Annotated in this window: 19 protein-coding genes; 11 read left to right on the forward strand and 8 right to left on the reverse strand. The window is 43.3% G+C overall.

The features are described 5' to 3' along the window. Window positions 1–68: 68 nt before the first annotated feature. Window positions 69–1343 (reverse strand): hypothetical protein, encoded by a 1275-nt coding sequence (locus MusilaSJ_RS17880; RefSeq protein ID WP_274986244.1) that lies wholly within the window; start codon window positions 1341–1343, stop codon window positions 69–71. 171 nt (window positions 1344–1514) lie between these two features. Further along, window positions 1515–3050, reverse strand: a complete 1536-nt coding sequence (locus MusilaSJ_RS17885) for a carboxylesterase/lipase family protein (protein ID WP_274986245.1) — start codon at window positions 3048–3050, stop codon at window positions 1515–1517. Window positions 3051–3274: 224 nt separating this feature from the next. Between MusilaSJ_RS17885 and pafA the strand changes: the two genes are divergently transcribed. From pafA to MusilaSJ_RS17930, 9 genes are all read left to right on the forward strand, one after another. Continuing rightward, a complete protein-coding gene (gene pafA / locus MusilaSJ_RS17890) occupies window positions 3275–4957 on the forward strand; it encodes an alkaline phosphatase PafA (protein ID WP_274986246.1) in 1683 nt (560 codons plus the stop codon). Window positions 4958–5077: 120 nt separating this feature from the next. Continuing rightward, the gene (locus tag MusilaSJ_RS17895) at window positions 5078–5704 is read left to right on the forward strand and encodes a thiamine phosphate synthase (RefSeq protein WP_274986247.1); all 627 of its coding nucleotides are present in this window, start codon (window positions 5078–5080) and stop codon (window positions 5702–5704) included. A gap of 8 nt (window positions 5705–5712) precedes the next feature. Continuing rightward, the gene (locus tag MusilaSJ_RS17900; protein WP_274986248.1) at window positions 5713–6090 is read left to right on the forward strand and encodes a hypothetical protein; all 378 of its coding nucleotides are present in this window, start codon (window positions 5713–5715) and stop codon (window positions 6088–6090) included. Window positions 6091–6232: 142 nt separating this feature from the next. Next, on the forward strand, window positions 6233–6805 hold the full coding sequence (locus tag MusilaSJ_RS17905; RefSeq protein WP_274986249.1) for a thiamine diphosphokinase: 573 nt from the start codon (window positions 6233–6235) through the stop codon (window positions 6803–6805). Window positions 6806–6955: 150 nt separating this feature from the next. Then, a complete protein-coding gene (locus tag MusilaSJ_RS17910) occupies window positions 6956–8074 on the forward strand; it encodes a DUF6515 family protein (protein WP_274986250.1) in 1119 nt (372 codons plus the stop codon). A 147-nt stretch (window positions 8075–8221) separates the two neighbouring features. After that, window positions 8222–8566 (forward strand): four-helix bundle copper-binding protein, encoded by a 345-nt coding sequence (locus MusilaSJ_RS17915; RefSeq protein WP_274986251.1) that lies wholly within the window; start codon window positions 8222–8224, stop codon window positions 8564–8566. Between the two features lie 287 nt (window positions 8567–8853). After that, complete coding sequence (locus tag MusilaSJ_RS17920; protein ID WP_274986252.1) at window positions 8854–10134, forward strand: replication-associated recombination protein A; 1281 nt, start codon at window positions 8854–8856, stop codon at window positions 10132–10134. 191 nt (window positions 10135–10325) lie between these two features. After that, window positions 10326–11801 (forward strand): DUF5687 family protein, encoded by a 1476-nt coding sequence (locus tag MusilaSJ_RS17925; RefSeq protein WP_274986253.1) that lies wholly within the window; start codon window positions 10326–10328, stop codon window positions 11799–11801. A 2-nt stretch (window positions 11802–11803) separates the two neighbouring features. Next, the gene (locus MusilaSJ_RS17930) at window positions 11804–12520 is read left to right on the forward strand and encodes an ABC transporter ATP-binding protein (protein ID WP_274986254.1); all 717 of its coding nucleotides are present in this window, start codon (window positions 11804–11806) and stop codon (window positions 12518–12520) included. Window positions 12521–12641: 121 nt separating this feature from the next. Here MusilaSJ_RS17930 and MusilaSJ_RS17935 read toward each other — a convergent pair whose 3' ends face one another. Both MusilaSJ_RS17935 and MusilaSJ_RS17940 read right to left on the reverse strand, forming a co-directional pair. Then, entirely contained in the window at window positions 12642–13883 is a 1242-nt protein-coding gene (locus MusilaSJ_RS17935; RefSeq protein WP_274986255.1) for a peroxiredoxin family protein, read from the reverse strand. A 57-nt stretch (window positions 13884–13940) separates the two neighbouring features. After that, entirely contained in the window at window positions 13941–15080 is a 1140-nt protein-coding gene (locus MusilaSJ_RS17940) for an acyl-CoA dehydrogenase (RefSeq protein WP_274986256.1), read from the reverse strand. A 408-nt stretch (window positions 15081–15488) separates the two neighbouring features. On the opposite strand from MusilaSJ_RS17940, the gene MusilaSJ_RS17945 reads away from it, so the two are divergent. Further along, window positions 15489–15728 carry a helix-turn-helix domain-containing protein gene (locus tag MusilaSJ_RS17945; protein ID WP_090530481.1) on the forward strand — a complete coding sequence of 80 codons (240 nt, stop codon included), beginning with the start codon at window positions 15489–15491 and terminating at the stop codon, window positions 15726–15728. An 88-nt stretch (window positions 15729–15816) separates the two neighbouring features. Next, window positions 15817–17871, forward strand: a complete 2055-nt coding sequence (locus tag MusilaSJ_RS17950; protein ID WP_274986257.1) for a M13 family metallopeptidase — start codon at window positions 15817–15819, stop codon at window positions 17869–17871. Window positions 17872–18101: 230 nt separating this feature from the next. On the opposite strand, the gene MusilaSJ_RS17955 is transcribed toward MusilaSJ_RS17950, so the two are convergent. The 4 genes from MusilaSJ_RS17955 to groES form a co-directional block, all read right to left on the reverse strand. After that, on the reverse strand, window positions 18102–19727 hold the full coding sequence (locus MusilaSJ_RS17955) for an NADP-dependent glyceraldehyde-3-phosphate dehydrogenase (RefSeq protein ID WP_091171655.1): 1626 nt from the start codon (window positions 19725–19727) through the stop codon (window positions 18102–18104). A gap of 204 nt (window positions 19728–19931) precedes the next feature. Next, on the reverse strand, window positions 19932–20723 hold the full coding sequence (locus MusilaSJ_RS17960) for a mechanosensitive ion channel family protein (protein ID WP_274986258.1): 792 nt from the start codon (window positions 20721–20723) through the stop codon (window positions 19932–19934). Window positions 20724–21091: 368 nt separating this feature from the next. Next, window positions 21092–22723 (reverse strand): chaperonin GroEL, encoded by a 1632-nt coding sequence (groL, locus tag MusilaSJ_RS17965; protein WP_274986259.1) that lies wholly within the window; start codon window positions 22721–22723, stop codon window positions 21092–21094. A gap of 149 nt (window positions 22724–22872) precedes the next feature. Further along, window positions 22873–23148, reverse strand: a complete 276-nt coding sequence (gene groES / locus MusilaSJ_RS17970) for a co-chaperone GroES (RefSeq protein WP_090530466.1) — start codon at window positions 23146–23148, stop codon at window positions 22873–22875. Window positions 23149–23289: the final 141 nt, after the last annotated feature.

A 23289-nucleotide genomic window follows, 5' to 3' on the forward strand; every position in this document is an offset into this window, starting at 1 on the left:
AATGCCTTGTTATTCATTGGTAAAGTTGGAGCTAAGTATACACAAACAGGATTATCGGAATAATATGGTCAATTATACAGTTTCCGCGTATCCTCATTGCAATCAAACCTGATCTCATTTTTTATTCGCTCACTTAGCACATTATTGTTCTTTAATATTTCAACAACATGTTTCCGGCACATACCGCAGTTGTGTTTATCATAAAGTGCCTCCAATGGCTCCCGGCATTCCGGAGTTTTATTGGCATAATAGATATTAGTAATGTCAATTATCAAACCCTCTAATTCAATGCCTTTATTGCTGTTTGCTATGAGGGCAGTCAACAGTTTATGATCTCCCTTTTTATAATTTTCTTTTAAAAGCTCAACAAATAATGTTGGATGTTTACCAATAGCAATTTGTTTTAAAGCAAACTCCCTGATGCTTTTATTTTTAAAAAGGCCAAGCGCTTGAATAGCGAATGTCACAACTCTTCTGTTCCTTGCCGGATGTTTACAAGCCAAATCAAAAAGAAATTCTTTCTCAAGAGGAAATGGATGCTTTGTAAAAATTTTAAGTAATTTTTCCCGGTTACTTTTCTTTCGTTCAATTATTAGTTGCTGACCGATTGATTTAAGTTCGGTGCTTTTTAGTTTCCTATTGTAAAACCAAAGTTGGCTTTGTCTCAACAGCGTTTCCTCAACTATATTTTTATAAACGGGTTCCGGTGGTTTTACCTTTGTGGCACGCTGTGCCATGTTTTCCCTCACCGAATCGATGTAGATCTTTATAAAGCGATTTTGTTTGGCACTGATACCCAGTTGCGCCCAGGTGTCGGTTTCCGGGTTTTCTTTTTGAAATTGATTAATGAGGTCCTCGTCCTGCCAGTCTTCCGGATCTGCTTCAAGGCGTTTGCCAAATTCTTCGGCAATAAATTTCAAGCCTTCAATACCATCAAGTTGTATAATGTCTGAGGTACCGGCCCAATCCGATCGCCAAATAGGATTGTGAACAAAGGCATCGTAAATAGTTTTCCGGGCTTCGGCATCATCTTGTCGGGCAAACATTTTAGCCAGGCTGAAAAGCTGTGTCAGTGTCCAGGTATCTTTCTGAGGTTTTAGCAGGGCTTTTAATACTGCTTTCTTTATTTTGTCTTTTTTCCCCGAAAGGCCGATAAGTTCAAAAAGATATACCCCTCTGCTGCCTTCGCATTGTCCGTCGTACGAGAAGTTTTTGACGCAGGCTTTGATGATCTCTCCCGAAAAATCAATACCGGGATAGCGTTGCAGTAGTAAATACGCTTCGCCGGTTCCCCGTCGTATGGCGCTTTTAAATTTTTGTTTGATAAGGTGGGTTTCTTTCATTAAAATATAGGTAGCAATTTAATTAATCTGGAGTTTCGTATCCTTTTGTTTTATGGTATCCGCTAACATTTCAAGCCTGGCTGTCTCATCAGTTTCTTAAGCGGGGTGTTTAAGACTTCCCTACCTAAATGTATCTGGCAGCGTTTATTATCCCGGGGTTTTACCTATGCATTACTTTCCGTTGGCCTTCTTCACCATAAAATCCAAAGCGGTTTTATCCGGCAAAGGTTTTGCGCCCGGCTTCTCACCCAATATCATTATTTTATTATAACTTGTTGTATAAGCCGGCCATGCAGGTACGCCTTTCCCGTTCGGGTTACCGGTTTTAACAAAATTAGCCCAGTAAGTGCTCATGGTATTGGCCAGTTGCTGATCGACAGGTTCCCATGGCCGGTTCAGGAATTTGAGGTTGTCATAGGCATAAGCAACCTCGCCGGTATGGAAAGCGCCGTATTTAACAAAATCGGCAGTGGCTGGCAGGCGGCGGGTAAAACGGTAAACATAAATTTTAGATTTCCCTTTTTCATTTTGCACATTGGCCCAGGTATAATTCTGCATCCCGAAGATCTGATCACGGTTTATCCGTGTTTGGGAGGTCGCGGCTTCCTGGTCTGAACCCGCCGGATATAGTTTTAAAAATGCATCAGCATCGGCACCATATTGGCTTTTTATCATCTTTTTATACTCTTCAGCAGTTTTTGGCGGACCTACAAAAGCGTCGTCTTCGTTCCAGCCGGTAAGTACAGGCACATCGTTTTGTTTATGCTCATTAAAAATATCAGCGATGGTTGCGGGTAAAACATAGCCATCAATAACCGGGCGGCTTTGGCCTTTGCCAAGCAGTTCGGCAGCGGGTTTGCTCCTTAGTTCGGCAATGGTGCTTGCACCCAAGGCAGTCGTTATTTTTACACCGGCTGCCTCTGCTTCCCGCAACCCGCCTGATCCTTGCTTACTAATAAAACTGGCCCCGCTTTCGGCAATTGCGCCACTAAACAGCCCTTTACCTAATGGCGATGCCACCAAACAATTTACACTCATGGAACCTGCCGACTGCCCCGCTATGGTAACCTTATCCGGATCTCCACCAAAAGCCGCTATATTCTGTTTTACCCATTTTAATGCAGCCAGCTGATCCATTAAGCCATAATTTCCTGATGCATTATGCGGCGACTCCCTGGTTAATTCGGGATGCGCGAAGAAACCAAAAATCCCGACGCGGTAATTAATAACCACAAATATGATCCCCTTTTTAGCCATCGCCTCGCCATCATAAATGGGTACGCCTGCTCCGCCGCTTACAAAACCACCGCCGTAAATATAAACCAGTACGGGGCGTTTTTCTGACAACGTTTTAGCGGCAGTCCATACGTTCAGGTACAGACAATCTTCGCTGATGGGCTCATAGGGGATCAGGAACTCGCGGGTGTAAACACCAAAGGGGTCTGGTTTACTCTGCATTGGGCTGGCCGCAAATTCGGTACATTTTTTAACGCCCTCCCAGGGCTTTACCGGTTGCGGTTCCTTCCAGCGTAAATCACCAACCGGTGGCGCTGCAAAGGGAATACCTTTATAAATACGCACATCGCCCGCCTGGTTGGTTAAGCCTGATACTTTACCTGCGTCAGTAGCAACAACATCAAGATTTTTATTTTGAGCGATGACAGAACAGCACAGCAGCAAAAGCGGCAATAAAAGGATGCGTTTCATTGATTATAGGTTTAATGATTGGTTTGCTAAACTTACAAAGTTTTGGGCATTTTGTAAACATAGCCCCACCCAAACCCTCCCCGGAAGGGAGGGCTTTAAAGTCTCCCCTTCCGGGGGAGATTTAGAGGGGGCTTCTGTAACAATCCCCTATAATTAACAAAAGCATCACATTGCATTTTAAATGCTTTGCTGATATTTGGCGAAATCAAAAATCTTTTTTCGCGATGAAGTTTAAACATCTGCTGCTTATTTCCCTTTCCTTCGCTACCGTTTCGGTATCGGCCCAAAAAAAGAAAACTACAACGGCTGCCCCGGCATCTGCATCAATTCCACGCCCAAAACTGGTTGTGGGTTTGGTGGTTGACCAAATGCGCTGGGATTACCTGTACCGCTATTATGACCGTTACCAAACCGGTGGTTTTAAGCGCATGCTTAATGAAGGCTTCACCTGCGAAAATACCAATATTGACTATATCCCAACGGTAACAGCTGCCGGCCATACCTGTATCTATACCGGATCCATCCCCGCCATACATGGCATAGTGGGTAACGATTTCATTATCCAGGCTACGGGTAAATCCATGTATTGCACCGACGACAGCACGGTGGTAGCCGTTGGCAGCACTTCAAAAGCAGGGCAAATGTCGCCCCGCAACTTGCTGGTTAGCACGGTTACTGATGAATTGAGGCTGGCTACCAACTTTCGCTCAAAAGTTATCGGGATAGCATTGAAAGACCGTGGCGGCATCCTTCCCGCGGGCCATTCGGCCAACGCTGCTTACTGGTTTGATGATGCCAGCGGTAACTGGATCACCAGTACTTATTATATGAATGACCTGCCTGCCTGGGTTAAAACTTTCAACGGCCAAAAAATTGCCGAAAAATACCTGAAGCAAGATTGGAACCCGCTATACCCTGTTGATACTTACATACAAAGCGCACCTGATAACAGCGACCGTTATGAAGGTAAATTTGCAGGCGCCGCTACACCTACTTTACCGGTTAAAACTTCCGAGCTTTATAAAGGCCGTATCGGTATGATCCGCTCAACACCTTTCGGTAACACCATGACGCTTGATTTGGCTAAAGCGGCTATTGAAGGCGAAAAACTGGGTAAAAACACAGTAACCGACTTTTTAGCGGTGAGCCTTTCATCAACAGATTATGTTGGTCATCAGTTTGGCCCTAACTCGGTTGAGGTTGAAGATACTTATTTAAGGCTTGACCAGGACCTGGCCGCGTTTTTTAATTATTTAGATGCAACTGTAGGTAAAGGCAATTATTCGGTTTTCCTGAGTGCCGACCATGGCGCTGCCCACAACCCTAACTTCTTGAAAGACCATAACATCCCGGCAGGTGTTTGGGATGAGGGAAAAGCTGCAAAAGAAATGAACACGATGATCAGCGATAAATACAAAGTGGATAACCTGATCATCAGTATGGATAATTACCAGGTTAATTTTAATAACGCGGCCCTTGCAAAAGCAGGCGTTAGCGAAGAGCCTATAAAGTTAGATTGCATCGCATACCTGAAGAAACAACCAGGCATTGCCTATGCAATCGACCTGCAAAAAATACAGGAAGCCAACGTTCCTGATGAGCTTCGCAGTATGATCATCAATGGTTATAATGCCGAGCATAGCGGTGCTATCCAGATCATTCTGAAACCAGCATGGTATACCGGTCATGGCACAAACGATCGCGGGCCAACCGGTACTACACACGGTACCTGGAACCCTTATGATTCACATATCCCATTGGTATTTATGGGCTGGGGCATTAAGCATGGTAGTTTGACCCGCCAAACACATATGACAGATATTTCGGCTACTTTAGCATCGCTACTGCATATCCAGGCCCCTGATGGTTGTGTGGGTAAAACTATCAGCGAAGCACTGAAAAACTAAGTTTAGTAGTCTGAAGTTAGGAAAGTCCGAAAGTTTACAACACAAAACTTTTGGGCTTTTCGGTTTAATAATTAAAAACTTTCCGACTTTCGGACATCACCGACTTTCGGACTTAATAAAATGAAAAAATACATTTCTAAATTTCATTATCTTACAGATGACCTGCCTGGTTTTAGCCATGTACAACAGGTGCAGATGGCTTGCGGCGCGGGTGCAAACTGGGTACAATACCGTTGCTTTACCAAACCCGAAGATGAGCTGATTGATGAGATAAACGAGATAGCCGAAATTTGTGACGACTGGGGTGCGACCCTGGTCATCGCTAATCATTACGATTTGATTGACCGCGTTGACGCGCAGGGTGTGCATATAGATGATAGTGATGCTGATCTGGCCAGTATCCGCAAGATTATCGGCCCGGATAAAACTCTTGGGGTATCAGCGGCAGGTGCTGATGAATTATTGAAATTACAAAGTACCGGAGTGGTTGATTATTATGTTTACGGGCCATTTGCATCCATTAATACAGAGGATCCTGTTGGGCATCACCCGCTTGGTTTTAACGGATATCGCCAACTGGATAAACTGGGCATCAGTATACCGGTGATAGCAGCAGGTGGCATCCAACCGGATGATGTGGAACCCTTGCTTCAAACGGGAATCGATGGTATTGCGATATCATCAGCCATGAACCTTGGTGCTGATCCTGCTGAAAGGGTTAAGGAGTTTTATAGGAAAATGTATTAAATTCCCCGATGCATATCTTATATAAAGAGGATACTGACTATCTCAATAAATTGTTAAATCTACCTGCAGGCGACGATGAACAGGATTGGGATATTGAATTGGCTGATCCGGCAAGATTAAGCGAGTTTTTGGCTACATATAAGGCATATGATTTTAAATTATCCACAAGAAAAGCTTTTTTAGCTTTAATAATCGCCTCCTATGATATTTTGCTGCGATACGACTCCGATGATGACGATTTTTATTGGACATCTATAAAAAGAATAATGGATCCGAAAAAAAGCGAACATCTTGCATTGTTAGAATATTGGGCATTAGATGCTGTTGATGAAAATGATGTTTTTCCTGTTACACCGCGAATAAGGGCTTATTTAAATCAACAATAAATGTTAGAATTTTTACTAATTCAGAAATGTGCCCCTCTTGTAATGTTCTACCGTCATAAAACTTTGATTTGGTTTCAGCAATCAATAAAAACCCCATCTTTATATTTTCATTTAATATTCATCTGTTCCATCTACATTAGCAATGTCATCACATCATATAGTTCGCGAAAAACAGGAGCCTGCTTTACTGGTTTTAAGCATGGATACTTTTGATGAGGAAATGCTGGGGCAGTTGCTGGAGTGGAGCCCGACCGTGATCTGCACCGCCAACACCGCCGAAAAGCTGGATGCATCAGGGATTAAAATCGACTGGATAATAAGTGATGGTGATTCGGGTGATTTGCAGTCGGACGTGAAGGTGATGCCTTCGGGAGGCGACAATGCGGCAGGCGCAGCTTTAAAATACCTGGTAACGCATAATTACCCGGCGGTCAATGTAATTACCGATGTGCTGGACCTGAAAGATTTTTTGTTTTATGCTGATAAAATAAACCTGGTGATTTTTAGGGAGCGGCAAAAGATCTACCCGGTTAATTCGGGCTTCAGTAAGTGGAAACCCGCGGGTGAGTTCATTGAAGTACTTTCGCATCCGTCGGGCTTACAAATAAGCGGGCTTGAAGCCACAAGCACTAATAGGTATAAAACCACCCACGATGGTTTTTTTACCCTGCAGTTTGAGCAACCTTTTTTGTTTATTGCCGAGGATATAGCGTAGCGAAAACAATAACCGGTACGTATAGCTGGTATTGGTTCGCTTTTTGAGTGAAAAATAATTAAAAACGCGTTAAACCGTTTAAACATTTAATAGTCTATATATTTATATCAGCAAAAAATACCATGCTGATCTGTTAAAAAATCTTTCATCATGAAAAGGACATATAAAAATCTATTAACAATTGCATTGGGGGGCTTATTGAGCTTATCCCTGGCATTCAATGCTGATGCACAACGTGGCGGCGGTTCTCGTGGCGGCGGTGGCGGAGGAGGCGGTGGTTCAAGACCGTCAGGCGGTGGTGGCGGAGGCGGTAGTTTTTCCCGTCCTTCCGGTGGTAGTTTTTCCCGCCCCTCAACTTCATTTAATGGTAGCACACGCGGCGCTATCGCGGCTCCGCAACGGAGCTATGGAACCGACTCCCGCAGCAGTGTGGGTACTTCTCAACAACGCAGTTATGGCGGTCGTGATTACGCAGTAAGGCCCAATGGCACATCTGTAGCACCCCAGCGCAGTTATGGCAGCACCGGCCGTACCGTATATAACGGTAGCCGCAGTTATACTACTGTAGACAGGCGCGCTTATAATGGCGGTCGCGGTACTTATTACAGAGGTGGTTCATATGCATACGGTGGTCGCAGGGTTTATCCCGGTACTTACCATTACGGTGGCCGCGGCGGTTATTTTGGCAACCACTACTATTATCCATACCGTAACTACTACAATTCCTTCTATTATCCGCGTTTAGGTTTTAGCATAGGTTTCTTGCCATATGGTTACTATCCTTTCTGGTGGGGCGATTACCAATATTTTTATAGCGATGGTTTGTACTATCGTCAATACAATGACCAGTATACCGTTGTTGAGCCACCAATAGGGGCCGAGATTAAAACCTTGCCTTCAGGTGCTGAGTCAATCATGATCAATGGCGAACAGTACTACGAGTTAAATGGTGTTTACTACCAGCCATACACCAAAGATGACGGCTCAACTGTTTACGTTATTGCAGGTAAAGATGGCCAGTTAACTACTGATCAGGGCAACGGCGATGGCAGCAGTGTTGATCAGGGCCCGCAAATTGGTGACATTGTAACTCAATTGCCACCGGATTGCCGCAAGATCAAGATCAATGGTGAAAAGCTGTTTGTATCTCCTGATGGTTACTACTACCAGGAAACTCAGGACGACGGCAATAAAGCTTACAAAATTGTAGGCACTCCATCTGATGATCCTGAAAATAACGACAGCGATCAAAACCCTAACCAACAGTAATTAATAAAAATTCAATATATATTTATAAAGGCTGCTTCCGTAATGGAGGCAGCCTTTTTTGTTTGTATAATATAGCATTTCAAATTAATGCAAACCTTTTTTAACTGCAACAGGTAGTATATTAAGTAAAACTTAAAATTTACCATTATGCAAAATCATGATCATCGCGCTATAATTCAAAAATTATTGGATTGCGCTTTAGCCTGCGAACACTGTGCTACCTCATGCCTGCACGAAGAAGATGTTAAAATGATGACCGGCTGCATTAGTCTTGACCGGGACTGCGCTGACATATGTGTCCAGGGAGCCCGCCTATTGCAAAGAGATTCAGTTATTGCTCACCAATACCTGGTTTTATGCGAGGAGATCTGCCGTCTTTGCGCTGCGGAGTGCGGTAAACATCAGCACGATCATTGCCAGGAATGTGCCAAAGCCTGTATCGATTGTGCTGAGGCCTGCCACGCACATCATGAACCTATTACGCAGGATTGAGGTATGTTGAGTGATTAAATGCGATGGCCTTTGAAGGAGTGATGACAAAAAGAAGGCCTGTCGGTCATACCGTCGAAGGATAACATGTTGTAGACCCAGACTTACGAAGTTTCAAAGACTTTGTAAGTCTTCAACCGTTTGTTATTTCCCCTTCATAGCGCACCGACTCCAAAATTCAGAAGTACAGGTCTTCCTGAATAATTACCGCCCCTTCGTTTGAATAAACCAATCTTATAAATTACTAATTTTTTTAGGATTTAGCGTTTTCTTTTCTGAATTTTACTTTTATGAATAACCTCCCGCCATTAGCTGAACGTATGCGCCCCAAATCGCTTGATGATTATGTTGGGCAAAAACATCTTGTTGGGCCGGGAGCGGTGCTGCGCAAAGCTATTGAGTCGGGTTCATTGCCGTCGATGATATTTTGGGGACCACCGGGAGTAGGTAAAACTACATTGGCTTATATTATTTCACAATCATTATTCCGCCCTTTTTTTGCTTTGAGTGCTATTAACTCGGGCGTAAAAGACGTAAGGGAGGTGATAGAAAAAGCATCGTTGTTAAAGAAACAAGGCGAGGTACTGCCGATATTATTTATCGATGAGATCCACCGTTTTTCCAAATCGCAGCAGGATTCATTATTGGGGGCTGTAGAGCGGGGCATTGTTACGTTAATAGGCGCAACGACTGAAAACCCATCTTTCGAAGTGATCTCGGCTTTGCTGTCGCGTTGCCAGGTGTATATTTTACAGCCGCTATCCGAAACCGATCTGATCGACCTGCTGAACAAGGCTATGAAGGAAGACGTAATCTTAAAGGATAAAAGCATCACCATAAAAGATTACGAAGCTTTGCTGCGCCTTTCGGGAGGGGATGCCCGTAAGCTGCTCAATATTTTTGAGCTGTTGATAAATGCTTTTGACACGCCGGAGATAATAATAACCGATGAGGTTGTATTGGAACATGTACAACAAAACATGGCGTTGTACGATAAAACCGGTGAGCAGCATTACGATATCATTTCGGCTTTTATCAAATCCATGCGGGGCTCTGATCCCAACGGTGCAGTTTACTGGCTGGCGAGGATGATCGTAGGCGGTGAAGACCCTTTGTTTATTGCCCGCCGTATGCTGATCCTTGCATCCGAAGATATTGGCAACGCTAACCCCAATGCCTTGCTGCTTGCACAAAGTTGTTTTGAGGCGGTTAATAAGATTGGTATGCCTGAATCGCAACTGATATTATCGCAGACGGCTATTTACCTGGCAACATCGCCCAAAAGTAATTCGGCTACAACAGCTATTGGTGCGGCTATAGCATTGGTGCGCCAAACCGGCGATTTACCGGTGCCGCTGCACTTACGTAACGCACCAACCAAATTCATGAAAAACATAGGCTACGGCAAGGATTACAAATACGCCCATAGCTACGAAGGTAATTTTACCGACCTTGATTTTCTGCCGGATGCTATCCGCGGAACAAAAATTTACGACCCCGGTAACAATGCGCGTGAAAACGAATCAAAAGAAAAGTTAAGAAAACTTTGGGGCGATAGGTATAAATACTAACTTAAGCATTGCTTTATAGAGGCTGTTAATTAATATCATATAACGAATTGACCAATATTAATTAATTTATAACTTTAGGCTTTGCGCACCGTATCTGTAGCTTTTATATAGAACATTTATAGCTTTGGACTTTGTGCATTCTGCTTTTAGCTTTATAAAACCTATACCTTAACCTTTAACTGTCTATACGTATGATCACTACCTTTCTCGGGCACGAACTTAAAGCTTTCTGGCGGTCAAAAAACACAGGTAAAAGTATTGCTATCCGTGTGGTGATGGGCTTACTTATCCTTTATCTTTTTGGATGTATTTTGCTTGCCGGTTTGTTTTTGAATGAAATTTTGGGCCAGGTTTTTCCGCATGATGACATAGTGGTTTCTTTTTGCGGTATCATCCTGCTTTATTTTTTGTTTGACCTAATGATGCGCATGCAATTGCAGGAGCTGCCAACGTTAAGGGTGCAGCCATATCTTCATTTACCTATAAAAAGGAATACGGTGGTCGGCTATCTGGCCTTTACGGCCATGCTCTCGGTTTTTAACCTGTGGCCCATTATACTTTTTGTACCTTTTATTCTAAAAGTAATCCTTACCGATTCGGGTGCTTTGTCTGCGCTGGCTTTTATATTGGCTATTATCGGTTTCATGCTTTTCAATAACTACATGGCCTTGTTTATTAAACGCAAAGCCAATCTTAACGGTTGGGTTTTCCTGGTGTTCGCAGCGGCGCTCATCCTTATTATTACCGGCGATTTCAGATTTCACCTGTATTCGGTACGTAATATTTCCTATCAATATTTTGGCCATTTGCTCAATAAACCGGTGTTGGTATTGCTGCCTGTTGTGCTTGCTGCAACCATGTATTACATCAATTTTGCCTACTTAAAGCAAAACCTGTACCTCGAAGAGCTGAGTTCACGCAAGGCATCGGCTTATAAAAGCAGTACGGAGTTTCCGTTGTTAAACAGGTTTGGTAAAGTTGGCGACCTTGTCGCAAACGAGCTGAAGCTGATCTTCCGTAATAAGCGGCCACGATCGGCATTGGTTATGGGGTTGTTCTTTATGTTTTACGGGCTCATATTTTATACCAACAGCCATTACGGACAAACCTGGTACATTTTTGTGGGCATGTTCATGACTGGTATTTTTATTATCAGTTATGGGCAGTTCATGTATAGCTGGCAGGGCGCTCATTTTGATGGCCTGTTAGTGAGCAAAATTAATTTCCGCGATTTTTTAAAGGCAAAATACCTGCTGTTTACCATGGTATCAACCGTGGCTTTTATATTGACTACGCCTTATGCTTATTTTGGCTGGCGCATTGTTTTGGTACATTTTGTAATGTACCTGTGGAATATCGGCATCAACACAACCATTGTACTGTTTTTTGCTAACCGCAATGCCAAACGGATAGATCTGTCAAAAGGCGCGTCGTTTAATTGGGAAGGGGTGGGGGCAACGCAAATGCTTATTTCGTTTCCCTTGATGATCACACCGTATATTATTTATCTTCCGTTCTCACTGTTCAAACACGCGGACATCGGCCTGGCCATGCTGGCTGTTACAGGGATCATATTCATTTTAACCCGCGATTTTTGGGTTAAAAAACTGGAGGAGGATTTTATACAGAAACGTTATACCGTTGCCGAAGGCTTCAGAAACAAATAACCATGATTGAAGTAAGAAATTTAAAAAAAGTTTATAACGGGATTACCGTTGTAGATGTACCCGCCCTGCAAATTAACAAAGGCGAAAGCGTTGGCCTTGTAGGTAATAACGGCGCAGGCAAAACTACGTTGTTCCGGATGGTGCTCGACCTTATTCGCGCCGAAAGTGGCGAAATCCTTTCAAACGGAGAAACTGTAGCCGGTCATGAGAAGTGGAAAGATTACACCGCTGCTTATCTTGATGAAGGTTTCCTGATAGACTACCTTACACCCGAAGAATATTTTTATTTTATAGGAGGGCTGCATGGTCATAACCGCACATATGTTGACGAGGTGTTAGTTAGCCTGACCGATTTTTTTAATGGCGAGATCCTGAAGAAAGGGAAGTACATCCGCGACCTGTCAAAAGGTAACCAATGCAAAGTTGGTGTAGCGGCCTGCCTGTTGCAGGAACCTCAATTGCTCATGCTGGACGAGCCCTTTGCCAATATCGACCCAAGCACCCAGTTCAGGCTTAAAAACCTGCTGAAAGATCTGAACAGGAATAAGGGTGTAACTACCATAGTATCCAGCCATGATCTTAACCACATCACTGATGTGTGCGACCGGATCCTGCTGATGGAAAAAGGCGTGATCATTAAAGATATTGCAACCAGCTCATCAACGTTAAATGAGTTGGAAGCGTATTTTGGCGTTGAGGTCGCTCCTCCCGCTCCTTAAAGGAAGGGCCTGCCTTCAAGCCCTCCTTTTTAAGCATAAACAAAAAACGCATTGCCGACAGCAATGCGTTTTTTGTTTAAAATCTTCTTTTGAAAAGCGCGCGTGCATATAAGCACTCCCTTTAGGGAGCGGGTGGGGCCTGGATTAGATCATCCGTCAGCTTCTCAAACTCGTTGATAAACTCGGTATAGTGGTCACCTGTTCCCGGGCCGTTGAAACCAGTATGGATCTTTTGCACGTCGCCGTTTTTGTCAATAATAATGGTAGTGGGGAAACCAACCACTTTTGATAACATAGGCAGGCTTTGGGCGGTTTGTTTTTTATCGCTGGTATAGCCGGTCACCAACAGCGGGTAAGGTACTTTAAACCTGTCTTTTACCTGCTGCAGCGCTTTTTTTGATTTTTCAAAATCTGTGGTGCGTTCATAAGCCAAACCTATCACCTCAACTCCTTTGTTGTGGTATTTTTTATAATAGTTAACCATATAAGCCGTTTCGTCCATGCAGTTTGGGCACCATGAACCCAATATCTGCACAATTACCACTTTGTTCCTGAACCTGGCATCATCAAGCGAAACAGTTTTGCCATCAAGGTCCTTAAAGCTGAAAGCTATTTTTTTATACCCCGGTTTCAATGAAGTGAGTGAATATGCATCGGGCAGTTGGGCGTTTTCATCCTTTACAGCGGTCCAGGATTGAACTGCCGAATAGCCGGCGTAAAATTTACCATCGGTAATGGTTTTATCATCACCGATAGTAGCGGTAAAGGTATAGGCATGGCCTCCGTCGAAGGTTGATAAGTAGAGTTTATTGCCATTCATCGTTCCTTCTAAAAAACGATAGTCGCCCGTGGTAGTTAAGAATGTACCGGTAAGTTTGGTGCCATCCTGTTTAAACTCGCCAACGGTGGTATCGCGGCCCTCGCCTTCGCCAAACACCGCCGACCAGCGGCCTGTGATATTAAATGCCGGGTTTTCAGTATTCTTAAAAAAGCGCCATGAAGTATTAGGCCGGCCGCTGAACGGAACAAGGAGATCATTATCCGCCAGGTGCCTTACCCAGTTGCCGTTAAGGCTATCTCCATTAAGTTTCAGCTTAAATTCCGAATTGAACAGCGGCATATGGATAAAAACGGAATCGCCTTTGGTAGCAACATCCGTTACTTTGAAATGCTCGGCACCGTTAATGATAGCTAATTGTTGTTTACCACCGCTATTGTTGACCTCGAAATTAAAAGGGATTTCGGTGCCTGATTTAGTTTTAAGCGCACCGCGCCACACACCGGTTTTTAGTTTGGTTTGAGCCAAGCCGGTTTGCAGAAATAGTAATCCGCAAATACCGGCTATAATATTTTTGAAAGTCATACTTAAATATATAGTCTACTTAATCTATATACTTTCAAAGGTATAAAAACAGCGCCGTTATTTCAACAATCCGCGCGAAATGACAATTCTTTGAATTTCAGATGTTCCTTCGTAAATCTGGGTTATTTTTGCATCCCGCATCAGGCGTTCAACGTGATATTCTTTCACATAACCGTACCCGCCATGAATTTGCACCGCTTCGGTGGTGGTGCGCATAGCTACTTCAGATGCATACAGTTTTGCCATTGATGATGCCTGGGCATAGGGTTTTCCATGATCTTTAAACCATGCCGCTTTAAGGCACATCAACCGTGCTGCCTCAATTTCAGTAGCCATATCGGCCAGCTTAAATTGGATAGCCTGATGGTCGGCAAGCGATTTACCAAAAGTTTTGCGGTCCTTAGCGTATTGCACTGCAAGTTCGTAAGCACCTGAAGCAATACCTAAAGCCTGCGAAGCAATACCTATACGACCACCATCCAGTACGTTCATGGCAAACTTAAACCCAAAGCCGTCTTCGCCAATGCGGTTCTCTTTAGGCACTTTAACATCGGCAAACATCAGCGAGTGGGTATCCGAGCCGCGGATGCCCATCTTGTTCTCTTTAGGGCCAACAGTAAAGCCCGGCATTCCTTTTTCAACAATAAAAGCATTGATACCATGGTGCTTTTTTTCGGCGTTGGTTTGTGCAATTACAATATAGGTAGATGCGCTGCCTCCGCTGGTGATCCAGTTCTTAGTACCATTAAGCAGGTAATGATCGCCCATATCAATGGCTGTAGTGCTTTGTGACGTAGCATCAGAGCCGGCTTCCGGCTCCGAAAGGCAGAAAGCGCCGATGCATTCGCCTTTGGCCAGCGGTACCAGATATTTTTGCTTCTGTTCTTCGCTCCCATATTTCTCCAATCCATAGCATACCAGCGAATTATTCACAGAAACAATTACTGACGTGGATGCGTCAATTTTTGAAAGTTCTTCCATCACCAGCACATATGATATGGCATCCATGCCAGCGCCGCCATATTGCGGAGATACCATCATGCCCAGGAAACCCAGTTCACCAAGTTTCTTAACCTGTGCGGCAGGGAATTTTTGCTGTTCGTCGCGTTCAATAACACCTGGCTTCAATTCGGTTTGCGCAAAATTGCGCGCAGCCTGGCGAATCATTTTTTGTTCTTCGGTCAGTTCAAAATACATGGGTATAATTAAAAGCATAAATATATAAAAATTACTATGCATGCATAGTAATTTTTATAAACAAAAAAAGAGAGCTTTTTTTGAAGCTCCCTTTCCCCTAATTAATTTAAACTATTGATTAAACCCAAAACAAAGAACAAAAAATCTCAACTTGGGCGTCTGAGAATTCAATTTAATTTTTCACAGGTAGATGTTACTAAATCTTTTATTTTTTCACAGATGATACAGGGCGAATAGCTATATACAAATCCTTTGCCATAATTATAAAATTGTGGCATTAATATTTCATGTTTAAACGTTAGTCGCCCATTTTTATAAAAGAATAATATCTGTATATAAAATGTAATGGTGTTATTTTATATTTAGCTTGCACAAAAAATACAAAGTATCATATTAGCCGATCCAGTCATGCTTTTAACTGATTTTGAATACCTTAACGACACTAATAGCGCATTTAAACGCAAAGTTGCCTTGCAGATTAAAACCTTACGCAAACAAAATCAGGTTACGCAGGAGAAGTTTTTTAACGAAACGCACATAAATATTGCCCGGCTCGAATCAGGTATTATTGATATCAGGTTGGAAACACTTCGTAAAATTTGTTATTATTTTAACGTTTCCTTAGCAGGTTTTTTCCAGGAGATATAATAAATTATCATATTTTAAAAAATAAGCTGTCCTAAATTCTATTTTACCATACAGTTGTTGTATTTTAATTCATACACACACCTAAAAAATGAACAGAAAAACCCAATCCTTATCCATAGTTGCCGCCGCGCTTGGCATCTTGCTTAGCGCCTGTAGCCAAACCGACAAAACAAAAGCTTACGAAGCCGGCGACCCAGTGATCCATAATATGGATACCACCGTAAAACCGGGCGATGACTTCTTTAAATATGCCAACGGAACCTGGCTTCGCAAAAATCCTATTCCGGCGGCGTACGCTGCCTGGGGCATCGGCAATGTTGTGCAGGAAGAGTTGCGCGACAAGATGAAAAAGATCAACGAGGATGCGCTTGAAGCTAATGCCCCGAAGGGCAGCAACACCCAAAAAATAGGCGATTTTTATTTCAGCGGGATGGATACCGTTAACATCGAAAAACAGGGGCTTGCACCACTGAAAGATGAACTGGATAAAATTGACCGGATAACGGATATCAAAAGCCTGGTTGAGGAGTTCGCACACTTACAAAGGATTGGCGTTACACAGCCTATCGGCGCTTATGTTGGGCAGGATGCTAAGAACAGTGCAAAGATGGCTTTGGGTTTATACCAATCGGGCATTGGTATGCCTAACCGCGATTACTACTTTAATAAAGATGCGCATAGCGTAGCTATCCGTACCGACTATCAAAATAATTACCTGCCCGCCATATTTAAACTGGCAGGTCTGCCTGCCGATAGGGCAACTGCGGCCGCTAAGAAAACTTATTCGCTGGAAACTTTCCTGGCTGATAGCAGCCGTAAACTGGAAGACCTGCGCGACCCATACCATAACTATAACAAAATGACGCTTGCCGCCCTTAGCAAGCTGGCGCCGGACATTGATTGGAAACCCACTTTTGAAAAGATGGACTACAAAAATTCCGATACCGTAATTGTTGGCCAGCCGGAGTATTACAGGGCGCTGAACAAGGCACTAAAAGTTTATTCGATAGATGACTGGAAAAATTACTTGCGCAAGAGCCTGGTCACTGCTTTTGGGCCATACCTGAGCAACCCGTTTGATCAGGAAGTGTTTCGGTTTTATGACAAGGTGATTTATGGCAGTACAGCCCAACTTCCCCGCTGGAAAAGGGTGCTGGACACAGAAAACGGCCTGATGGGTGAGGTATTGGGACAGATTTTTGTAAAAGAATATTTCCCCGCAAAAACAAAGGATCGTTACGTAAAACTGGTTGAAGAAATGCGCACCAGCTTTAAAGAGCATATTGAAAAGCTGGATTGGATGAGCCCCGAAACCAAGGAGAAAGCTTACTACAAATTGTCAAAAGTTGTCCCTAAAGTTGGTTATCCGGATAAATGGAAGGATTTTTCAACACTGGAAATTAACCGGGGCCCTTACGCCCTCAACGTATTGCGGGCAAACGAATGGTGGCATAATTTCAATGCAGCTAAATTAGGCAAACCTGTCGACCGTACTGAATGGGACATCACGCCTCAAACCTATAATGCTTACTATAACCCGTCAAACAACGAGATTGTATTGCCTGCCGGCATTTTTACCATTCCCGGTTACAAGGATGAAAATATTGATGATGCCGTCATTTACGGCTATGCTGCCGCCTCAACCATTGGCCACGAAATGACCCACGGTTTTGACGACCAGGGCCGCCAGTTTGATGCTGCCGGAAACCTTAAAGCCTGGTGGAAACCGCAGGATTCGGTAAAATTTAGTCAACGTGCCAAAATGCTTATCGACCAGTTTAATGGTTACAGCATTTATGGTTTGCATGTAAATGGCAAAGCTACTCAAGGTGAGAACATTGCCGACCTCGGCGGCATTGTAATAGGTCTTGACGCGTTCAAAAAAACACAGCAATATAAAGAGGGTAAACTCATTAACGGGTTAACACCCTTACAGCGCTATTTTTTAGGATACTCATTAGGCTGGCTTACGCAGGACAGGAAAGAATCACTTTCGAGTCAGATCCTAACCAATGAACATGCGCCCGGTTTTATGCGTGTTAACGGGCCGTTTACCGATGTGCCTGAATTTTACGAAGCTTTTCATATTAAGAAAGGTGATAAGATGTGGATAGATCCGGATAAACGAGTGAAGATATGGTAGGGTAGCGCGGTAACAATTTGGTTGGCCGTTACATGGCCAAAGTTTTATGGTGTTAAAACAGACACGAAGCAAATCCAACCCATACAGGGCGACTGTAAATCGGGATTGCTTCGTGTCTTATAGTTGTAGTTGTATAAGTGTAAGTTGTTAATTGTCATTCGTAATATGTATTGTAGCCCCTTTTTCAGGATAGTCCTGGGGGCTACTCCTCATGACGTCCTAACGGTTCCCTACAATATAAACTTCGTGCTTAGGAAATTGGAATCATTGTCGTTCACAATTTCGTTGATGATGTTTTTGTTGGTTTCGGTCATTTTAGTGGTAACTAATGAGCGGATTGAGAACGACCTTAATGCATCATGTACCGAAAGTGTACCCTCGGCACTGTCCTTGCGCCCGGTGAACGGAAATACATCCGGACCGCGCTGGCACTGACTGTTAATGTTTACGCGGCTTACTAAATTCACAAAGGGGTCGATCAGTGACGAAATTTCCCTGGCATCATTACTGAAAATACTCACCTGCATACCATGTGGCGAATCTATCTGGTAAGCGATAGGCTCCTCAATATCTTCAAACGGAATTACTGGGATCACCGGTCCAAATTGCTCTTCGCGGTACAGTTTCATGTTTTCATTAACCGGGTAAACTATGGCCGGGAAAAAGAACGAAGCCGATGTTTCACCTCCGTTTTCGTTAATCACTTTTGCGCCGTTGGCTAAGGCGTCATTTACAATATCGGTCAGGTAAGCCGGTTTATGAGGTTCGGGGAGCGGGGTAAGTTTTACGTCCTTTTCCCAGGGCAGTCCGAATTTAAGTTTGGCAACGGCTTCGCTTAATAGTTTTAAAAACTCATCGGCAACGGCTTTATGTACAAATATTACTTTAATAGCGGTACAACGCTGGCCGTTAAATGACAGCGAACCTAAAATACACTCGCTCACAGCCTGCTGCAGGTCGGCATGTTTGGTAACTATGGCTGCGTTCTTGGCATCCAGACTTAAAACAGCTCTTAAGCGATTAATTTTAGGGTGACGCTTTTTCAAATCATTTGCTACTTTGCTTGAGCCGATGAAAGCCAGCACATTCACCTTGCCCGATGACATCAGCCCGGGTGTTACCACTGCGCCCCTGCCATAAATGGTGTTCACCACTCCTTTAGGGAATGATTCCTGGAAGGCTTTTAGCAATGGGTAATGTAGTAGTGTACCGTGTTTAGGCGGTTTAAATAAAATAGTGTTCCCCATGATCAGCGCGGGGATCAGCGTAGTGAAAGTTTCGTTTAACGGGTAATTAAACGGCCCCATGCAAAGCACTACCCCCAGGGGCGAACGACGGATCTGGGCCACCAGCCCCTCGGCCATTTCAAAGCGTGACGACTGGCGGTCGATATCTTTTAACGCGTCGATGGTGGCATTGATGTATTCAATAGTACGGTCAAATTCTTTAGCCGAATCAGCATATGATTTGCCTATTTCCCACATCAGCAGTTTTACCACCAGCGTACGTTGTTCGCTCATTTTGTAAATAAAGCGCTCCATACATTTAATACGGTCGGCAATGCTCATGGTAGGCCATTCGCCGCGGCCATTGTCATAGGCTTCAAGGGCGGCATCCAGGGCTTCAAAAGCTTCTTTTTCGGTGCAAACCGGGTAGGTACCTATGAGCTTCCGGGTAAAAGTACCGTCCTCTGCCCAAAAACCGACAGGTGAGTAAACTTCACTTACTTCGCCGTTCCACGGTTTCATTTCGCCACCGCTCAGGTATTCGCGCTGGTGTACTTCTTCAATCTGGAATTCGGGGGGAATATTATTTTCATCAATAAAAATTGAACTGAGCTGGGTTTTAAAACTCATATTTTTTCAAGGGTTTGATTTCCCTAAGATAAAAAAAGCCTGCTTTAACAAGCAAGCTTTATGTGTTATAATGTTTATTGATTTTTAATAGCCGAAGGCATTATCGATGGTTCCGCTTTACCTTCTGAAAGAATTGTCTTTTGAAGCCTTTTCTTTATTTGTTCGATGCACTCTTGTCTTTGACTCCCGGTTTCCTGCTTCTTATCAAAATCCTGGTTTAGGGAAATTAACGCCACCCGCGGCCAGCTCTTTAAGCATTTGTTCCTGCAGGTTTATTTTAGCGTTGAGGAAATCGGCAGGATCAACCCAAACATTAATGGTAAACCTTACACAATCGTTATCCAGGCTGATAACGCCCACCCGTGCGGCCGGATCGTGAAGGATATCTTTATTGGTATTTACTACACCGGTCATGATGGCCTTCGCCTTTTCTATATCATTGTTATAGCCTACCCGCAATTCAAAATCAAGACGGCGACGGCCCTCGCGCGTTATGTTTACAATGACCTCGTTAAATAGTTTGCCGTTAGGGATAATGACAGTTTTGTTATCGGCAGTAATAAGCACAGTATAAAACATCTGTATAGATACCACCCTGCCATCCTGGCCCTGGGCTACAATACTGTCATCAAGCTCAAAAGGTTTTAACAACAGGATAAGTATACCACCCGCAAAGTTTTGAAAGGTGCCCGACAGCGCCAAACCGGCTGCTACCGAAAATGCGCCGATAATGGTGGTGAAAATGCTCATTTCCAGCCCTATGATGTTCATTACCCAAATAATGAGTAAAACATATAAAGCTGTAATGGTTAGGCTTAAGAAAAATGGCTGTAGTGATGAATGAATGCCACGCTTCATCATACGCATGCGCAGCCTTGCACGCAAAAACTTAATAAACCATAACCCAATAAAAAATATGATTAGTCCACCTACATAATTAGGGCCGCGGTTAATAAGCCAATGGTGGAACTCAGTGTAAAATTCGTCCAGTTTCATAACTGGGCGCAAAGTTAATAATTATCTATTAACTGTACAGGGAAACGAAGAGCTCGGGGCCCTTAAACAACACCCACTCAACCAGGGTGCTTTGTATTTGTTTTGTTTTTTGAGATAGACGTTTCATGACCTGCATTATTCAAATCCTGTGCCTGATTAGTGCTGTATCAGATTTGTTATGCAAAACTACGTATTACTACACCCTGGGGTTTTGAAATTTTAATCAAATGATTAATTAATGACTGTTGCTTTACCTTTCTATGACTATAACAGGCTCTTTTAAAGCACAAAACCCTGTATGCAAAAGCATACAGGGTTTTGAAGGTATATAAGTTTCTGTACACCCCCTTCAGGGGGCTTGGGGGCTCTTACATCATGCCGCCCATGCCGCCGCCCATTGGTGGAGCGCCTGCTTTTTCATCTTCAGGATCGTCAGCTAATACTACTTCAGTAGTTAACAACATGGAAGCGATTGAAGCAGCGTTTTCTAAAGCTACACGACTTACTTTAGTTGGGTCGATAACACCTGCAGCAATCAGGTTTTCGTATTTATCAGTACGTGCATTGTAACCAAAGTCGGCAGTGCCTTCTTTAACTTTTTGCACGATGATAGAACCTTCGATACCAGCATTTTCGCAGATCTGACGTAAAGGCTCTTCGATAGCGCGACGGATGATCTGGATACCAGTGTTCTCGTCTTCGTTATCACCTTTAAGATCAGCTAAAGCAGCAACCGCGCGGATAAAGGCAACACCACCACCTGCTACAATACCTTCTTCAACAGCGGCACGTGTAGCGTGTAAAGCGTCGTCAACACGGTCTTTTTTCTCTTTCATTTCAACTTCGGTAGCAGCACCTACGTAAAGTACAGCAACACCGCCAGATAATTTGGCTAAGCGCTCTTGTAATTTTTCGCGGTCGTAATCAGAAGTTGTTGATTCGATCTGAGATTTGATCTGGCTTACGCGGCCTTTGATCTCTTCTGCAGAACCAGAACCATTGATGATGGTAGTGTTATCTTTGTCGATAACGATTTTTTCGGCAGTACCTAAGTAGCTAAGGTCAGCGTTTTCTAATTTGTAACCTCTTTCTTCAGAGATCAAAGTACCACCGGTAAGGATAGCGATATCCTCTAACATAGCTTTACGACGGTCACCAAAGCCAGGAGCTTTAACAGCAGCAACTTTCAGTGAACCACGGATCTTGTTAACTACCAAAGTAGCTAAAGCTTCGCCGTCAAGATCTTCGGCAATGATCAATAATGGTTTGCCGGTTTGTACTTGTTTTTCAAGGATAGGAAGCAATTCTTTCATTGAAGAGATCTTCTTGTCGTAGATCAGGATGAAAGGATTTTCTAATTCGGCTTCCATTTTATCAGCGTTAGTTACGAAGTAAGGAGAAAGGTAACCACGGTCAAACTGCATACCTTCTACAGTTTTAACTTCGGTTTCAGTACCTTTTGCTTCTTCAACAGTGATCACACCGTCTTTGCCAACTTTTTCCATTGCTTCAGCAATTAACGAACCGATAACCTCGTCGTTATTTGCAGAGATAGCAGCAACTTGCTTGATTTTGTTATTGTCTTCACCAACAGTTTGTGACTGCGATTTCAGGTTTTCAACAACCGAAGCAACAGCTTTGTCGATACCGCGTTTCAAATCCATTGGGTTTGCACCGGCAGCCACGTTTTTAATACCTGCGGTTACGATAGCCTGAGCCAAAACGGTAGCAGTAGTAGTACCATCACCTGCAATATCGGCAGTTTTTGAAGCTACTTCTTTTACCATTTGTGCGCCCATGTTTTCAAGAGCGTCTTTTAATTCAATTTCTTTAGCAACAGTAACACCGTCTTTAGTGATAGCCGGTGAGCCGAATTTTTTATCGATAATTACGTTACGGCCTTTAGGACCTAAGGTTACTTTTACTGCGTTAGCAAGGATATCAACACCGCGTTTCAGGGCGTCGCGTGCTTCAACATTGTATTTAACTTGTTTTGCCATGTTTTTAATTATTGAATTATTGATTTAGTGAATTTGCGATTTTGAATTCACCATCAATAATTATTTTTTGATTGTTTTGTCTGTTTTGAACTAACGAGTTTGAAAAGGAATAAATCACTAATTCAATAACTCACTAATCCACTAATTGATTAAAGAACCGCGTAGATGTCTGATTCACGCATAATTAAGTACTCTTTACCTTCATAGGTAATCTCGGTACCGGCATATTTGCCATATAAAACCTGGTCACCAACTTGTACGGTTAAAGGCTCATCAACTTTTCCCTGTCCAACAGCAACGATGGTTCCACGTTGAGGTTTTTCTTTGGCAGTATCAGGAATGAAGATACCTGAAGCGGTTTTCTCTTCGGCTGCTGCAGCTTCCACTACAACCCTATCGCCGATCGGTTTAATGTTTAATGACATAGTTATAACTGTTTATTTTATTTAAGTTTTTCAGCCCGATACGCAACATCAATTATGCCAAGCGGGTATTATGGCAAGTATTGACAGGCTAAACTGTTTTAATGTCAGCAAAAGGTTATTTGCGTTTTGTGGCTTAACAAT

It is taken from the genome of Mucilaginibacter sp. SJ, assembly GCF_028993635.1.
GTDB lineage: Bacteria > Bacteroidota > Bacteroidia > Sphingobacteriales > Sphingobacteriaceae > Mucilaginibacter.

Coding starts and splice junctions, on each gene's coding strand:
- MusilaSJ_RS17880 (WP_274986244.1), bottom strand. CDS start 1,343: ATGAAAGAAACCCACCTTATCAAACAAAAATTTAAAAGCGCCATACGA.
- MusilaSJ_RS17885 (WP_274986245.1), bottom strand. CDS start 3,050: ATGAAACGCATCCTTTTATTGCCGCTTTTGCTGCTGTGCTGTTCTGTC.
- pafA (WP_274986246.1), top strand. CDS start 3,275: ATGAAGTTTAAACATCTGCTGCTTATTTCCCTTTCCTTCGCTACCGTT.
- MusilaSJ_RS17895 (WP_274986247.1), top strand. CDS start 5,078: ATGAAAAAATACATTTCTAAATTTCATTATCTTACAGATGACCTGCCT.
- MusilaSJ_RS17900 (WP_274986248.1), top strand. CDS start 5,713: ATGCATATCTTATATAAAGAGGATACTGACTATCTCAATAAATTGTTA.
- MusilaSJ_RS17905 (WP_274986249.1), top strand. CDS start 6,233: ATGTCATCACATCATATAGTTCGCGAAAAACAGGAGCCTGCTTTACTG.
- MusilaSJ_RS17910 (WP_274986250.1), top strand. CDS start 6,956: ATGAAAAGGACATATAAAAATCTATTAACAATTGCATTGGGGGGCTTA.
- MusilaSJ_RS17915 (WP_274986251.1), top strand. CDS start 8,222: ATGCAAAATCATGATCATCGCGCTATAATTCAAAAATTATTGGATTGC.
- MusilaSJ_RS17920 (WP_274986252.1), top strand. CDS start 8,854: ATGAATAACCTCCCGCCATTAGCTGAACGTATGCGCCCCAAATCGCTT.
- MusilaSJ_RS17925 (WP_274986253.1), top strand. CDS start 10,326: ATGATCACTACCTTTCTCGGGCACGAACTTAAAGCTTTCTGGCGGTCA.
- MusilaSJ_RS17930 (WP_274986254.1), top strand. CDS start 11,804: ATGATTGAAGTAAGAAATTTAAAAAAAGTTTATAACGGGATTACCGTT.
- MusilaSJ_RS17935 (WP_274986255.1), bottom strand. CDS start 13,883: ATGACTTTCAAAAATATTATAGCCGGTATTTGCGGATTACTATTTCTG.
- MusilaSJ_RS17940 (WP_274986256.1), bottom strand. CDS start 15,080: ATGTATTTTGAACTGACCGAAGAACAAAAAATGATTCGCCAGGCTGCG.
- MusilaSJ_RS17945 (WP_090530481.1), top strand. CDS start 15,489: ATGCTTTTAACTGATTTTGAATACCTTAACGACACTAATAGCGCATTT.
- MusilaSJ_RS17950 (WP_274986257.1), top strand. CDS start 15,817: ATGAACAGAAAAACCCAATCCTTATCCATAGTTGCCGCCGCGCTTGGC.
- MusilaSJ_RS17955 (WP_091171655.1), bottom strand. CDS start 19,727: ATGAGTTTTAAAACCCAGCTCAGTTCAATTTTTATTGATGAAAATAAT.
- MusilaSJ_RS17960 (WP_274986258.1), bottom strand. CDS start 20,723: ATGAAACTGGACGAATTTTACACTGAGTTCCACCATTGGCTTATTAAC.
- groL (WP_274986259.1), bottom strand. CDS start 22,723: ATGGCAAAACAAGTTAAATACAATGTTGAAGCACGCGACGCCCTGAAA.
- groES (WP_090530466.1), bottom strand. CDS start 23,148: ATGTCATTAAACATTAAACCGATCGGCGATAGGGTTGTAGTGGAAGCT.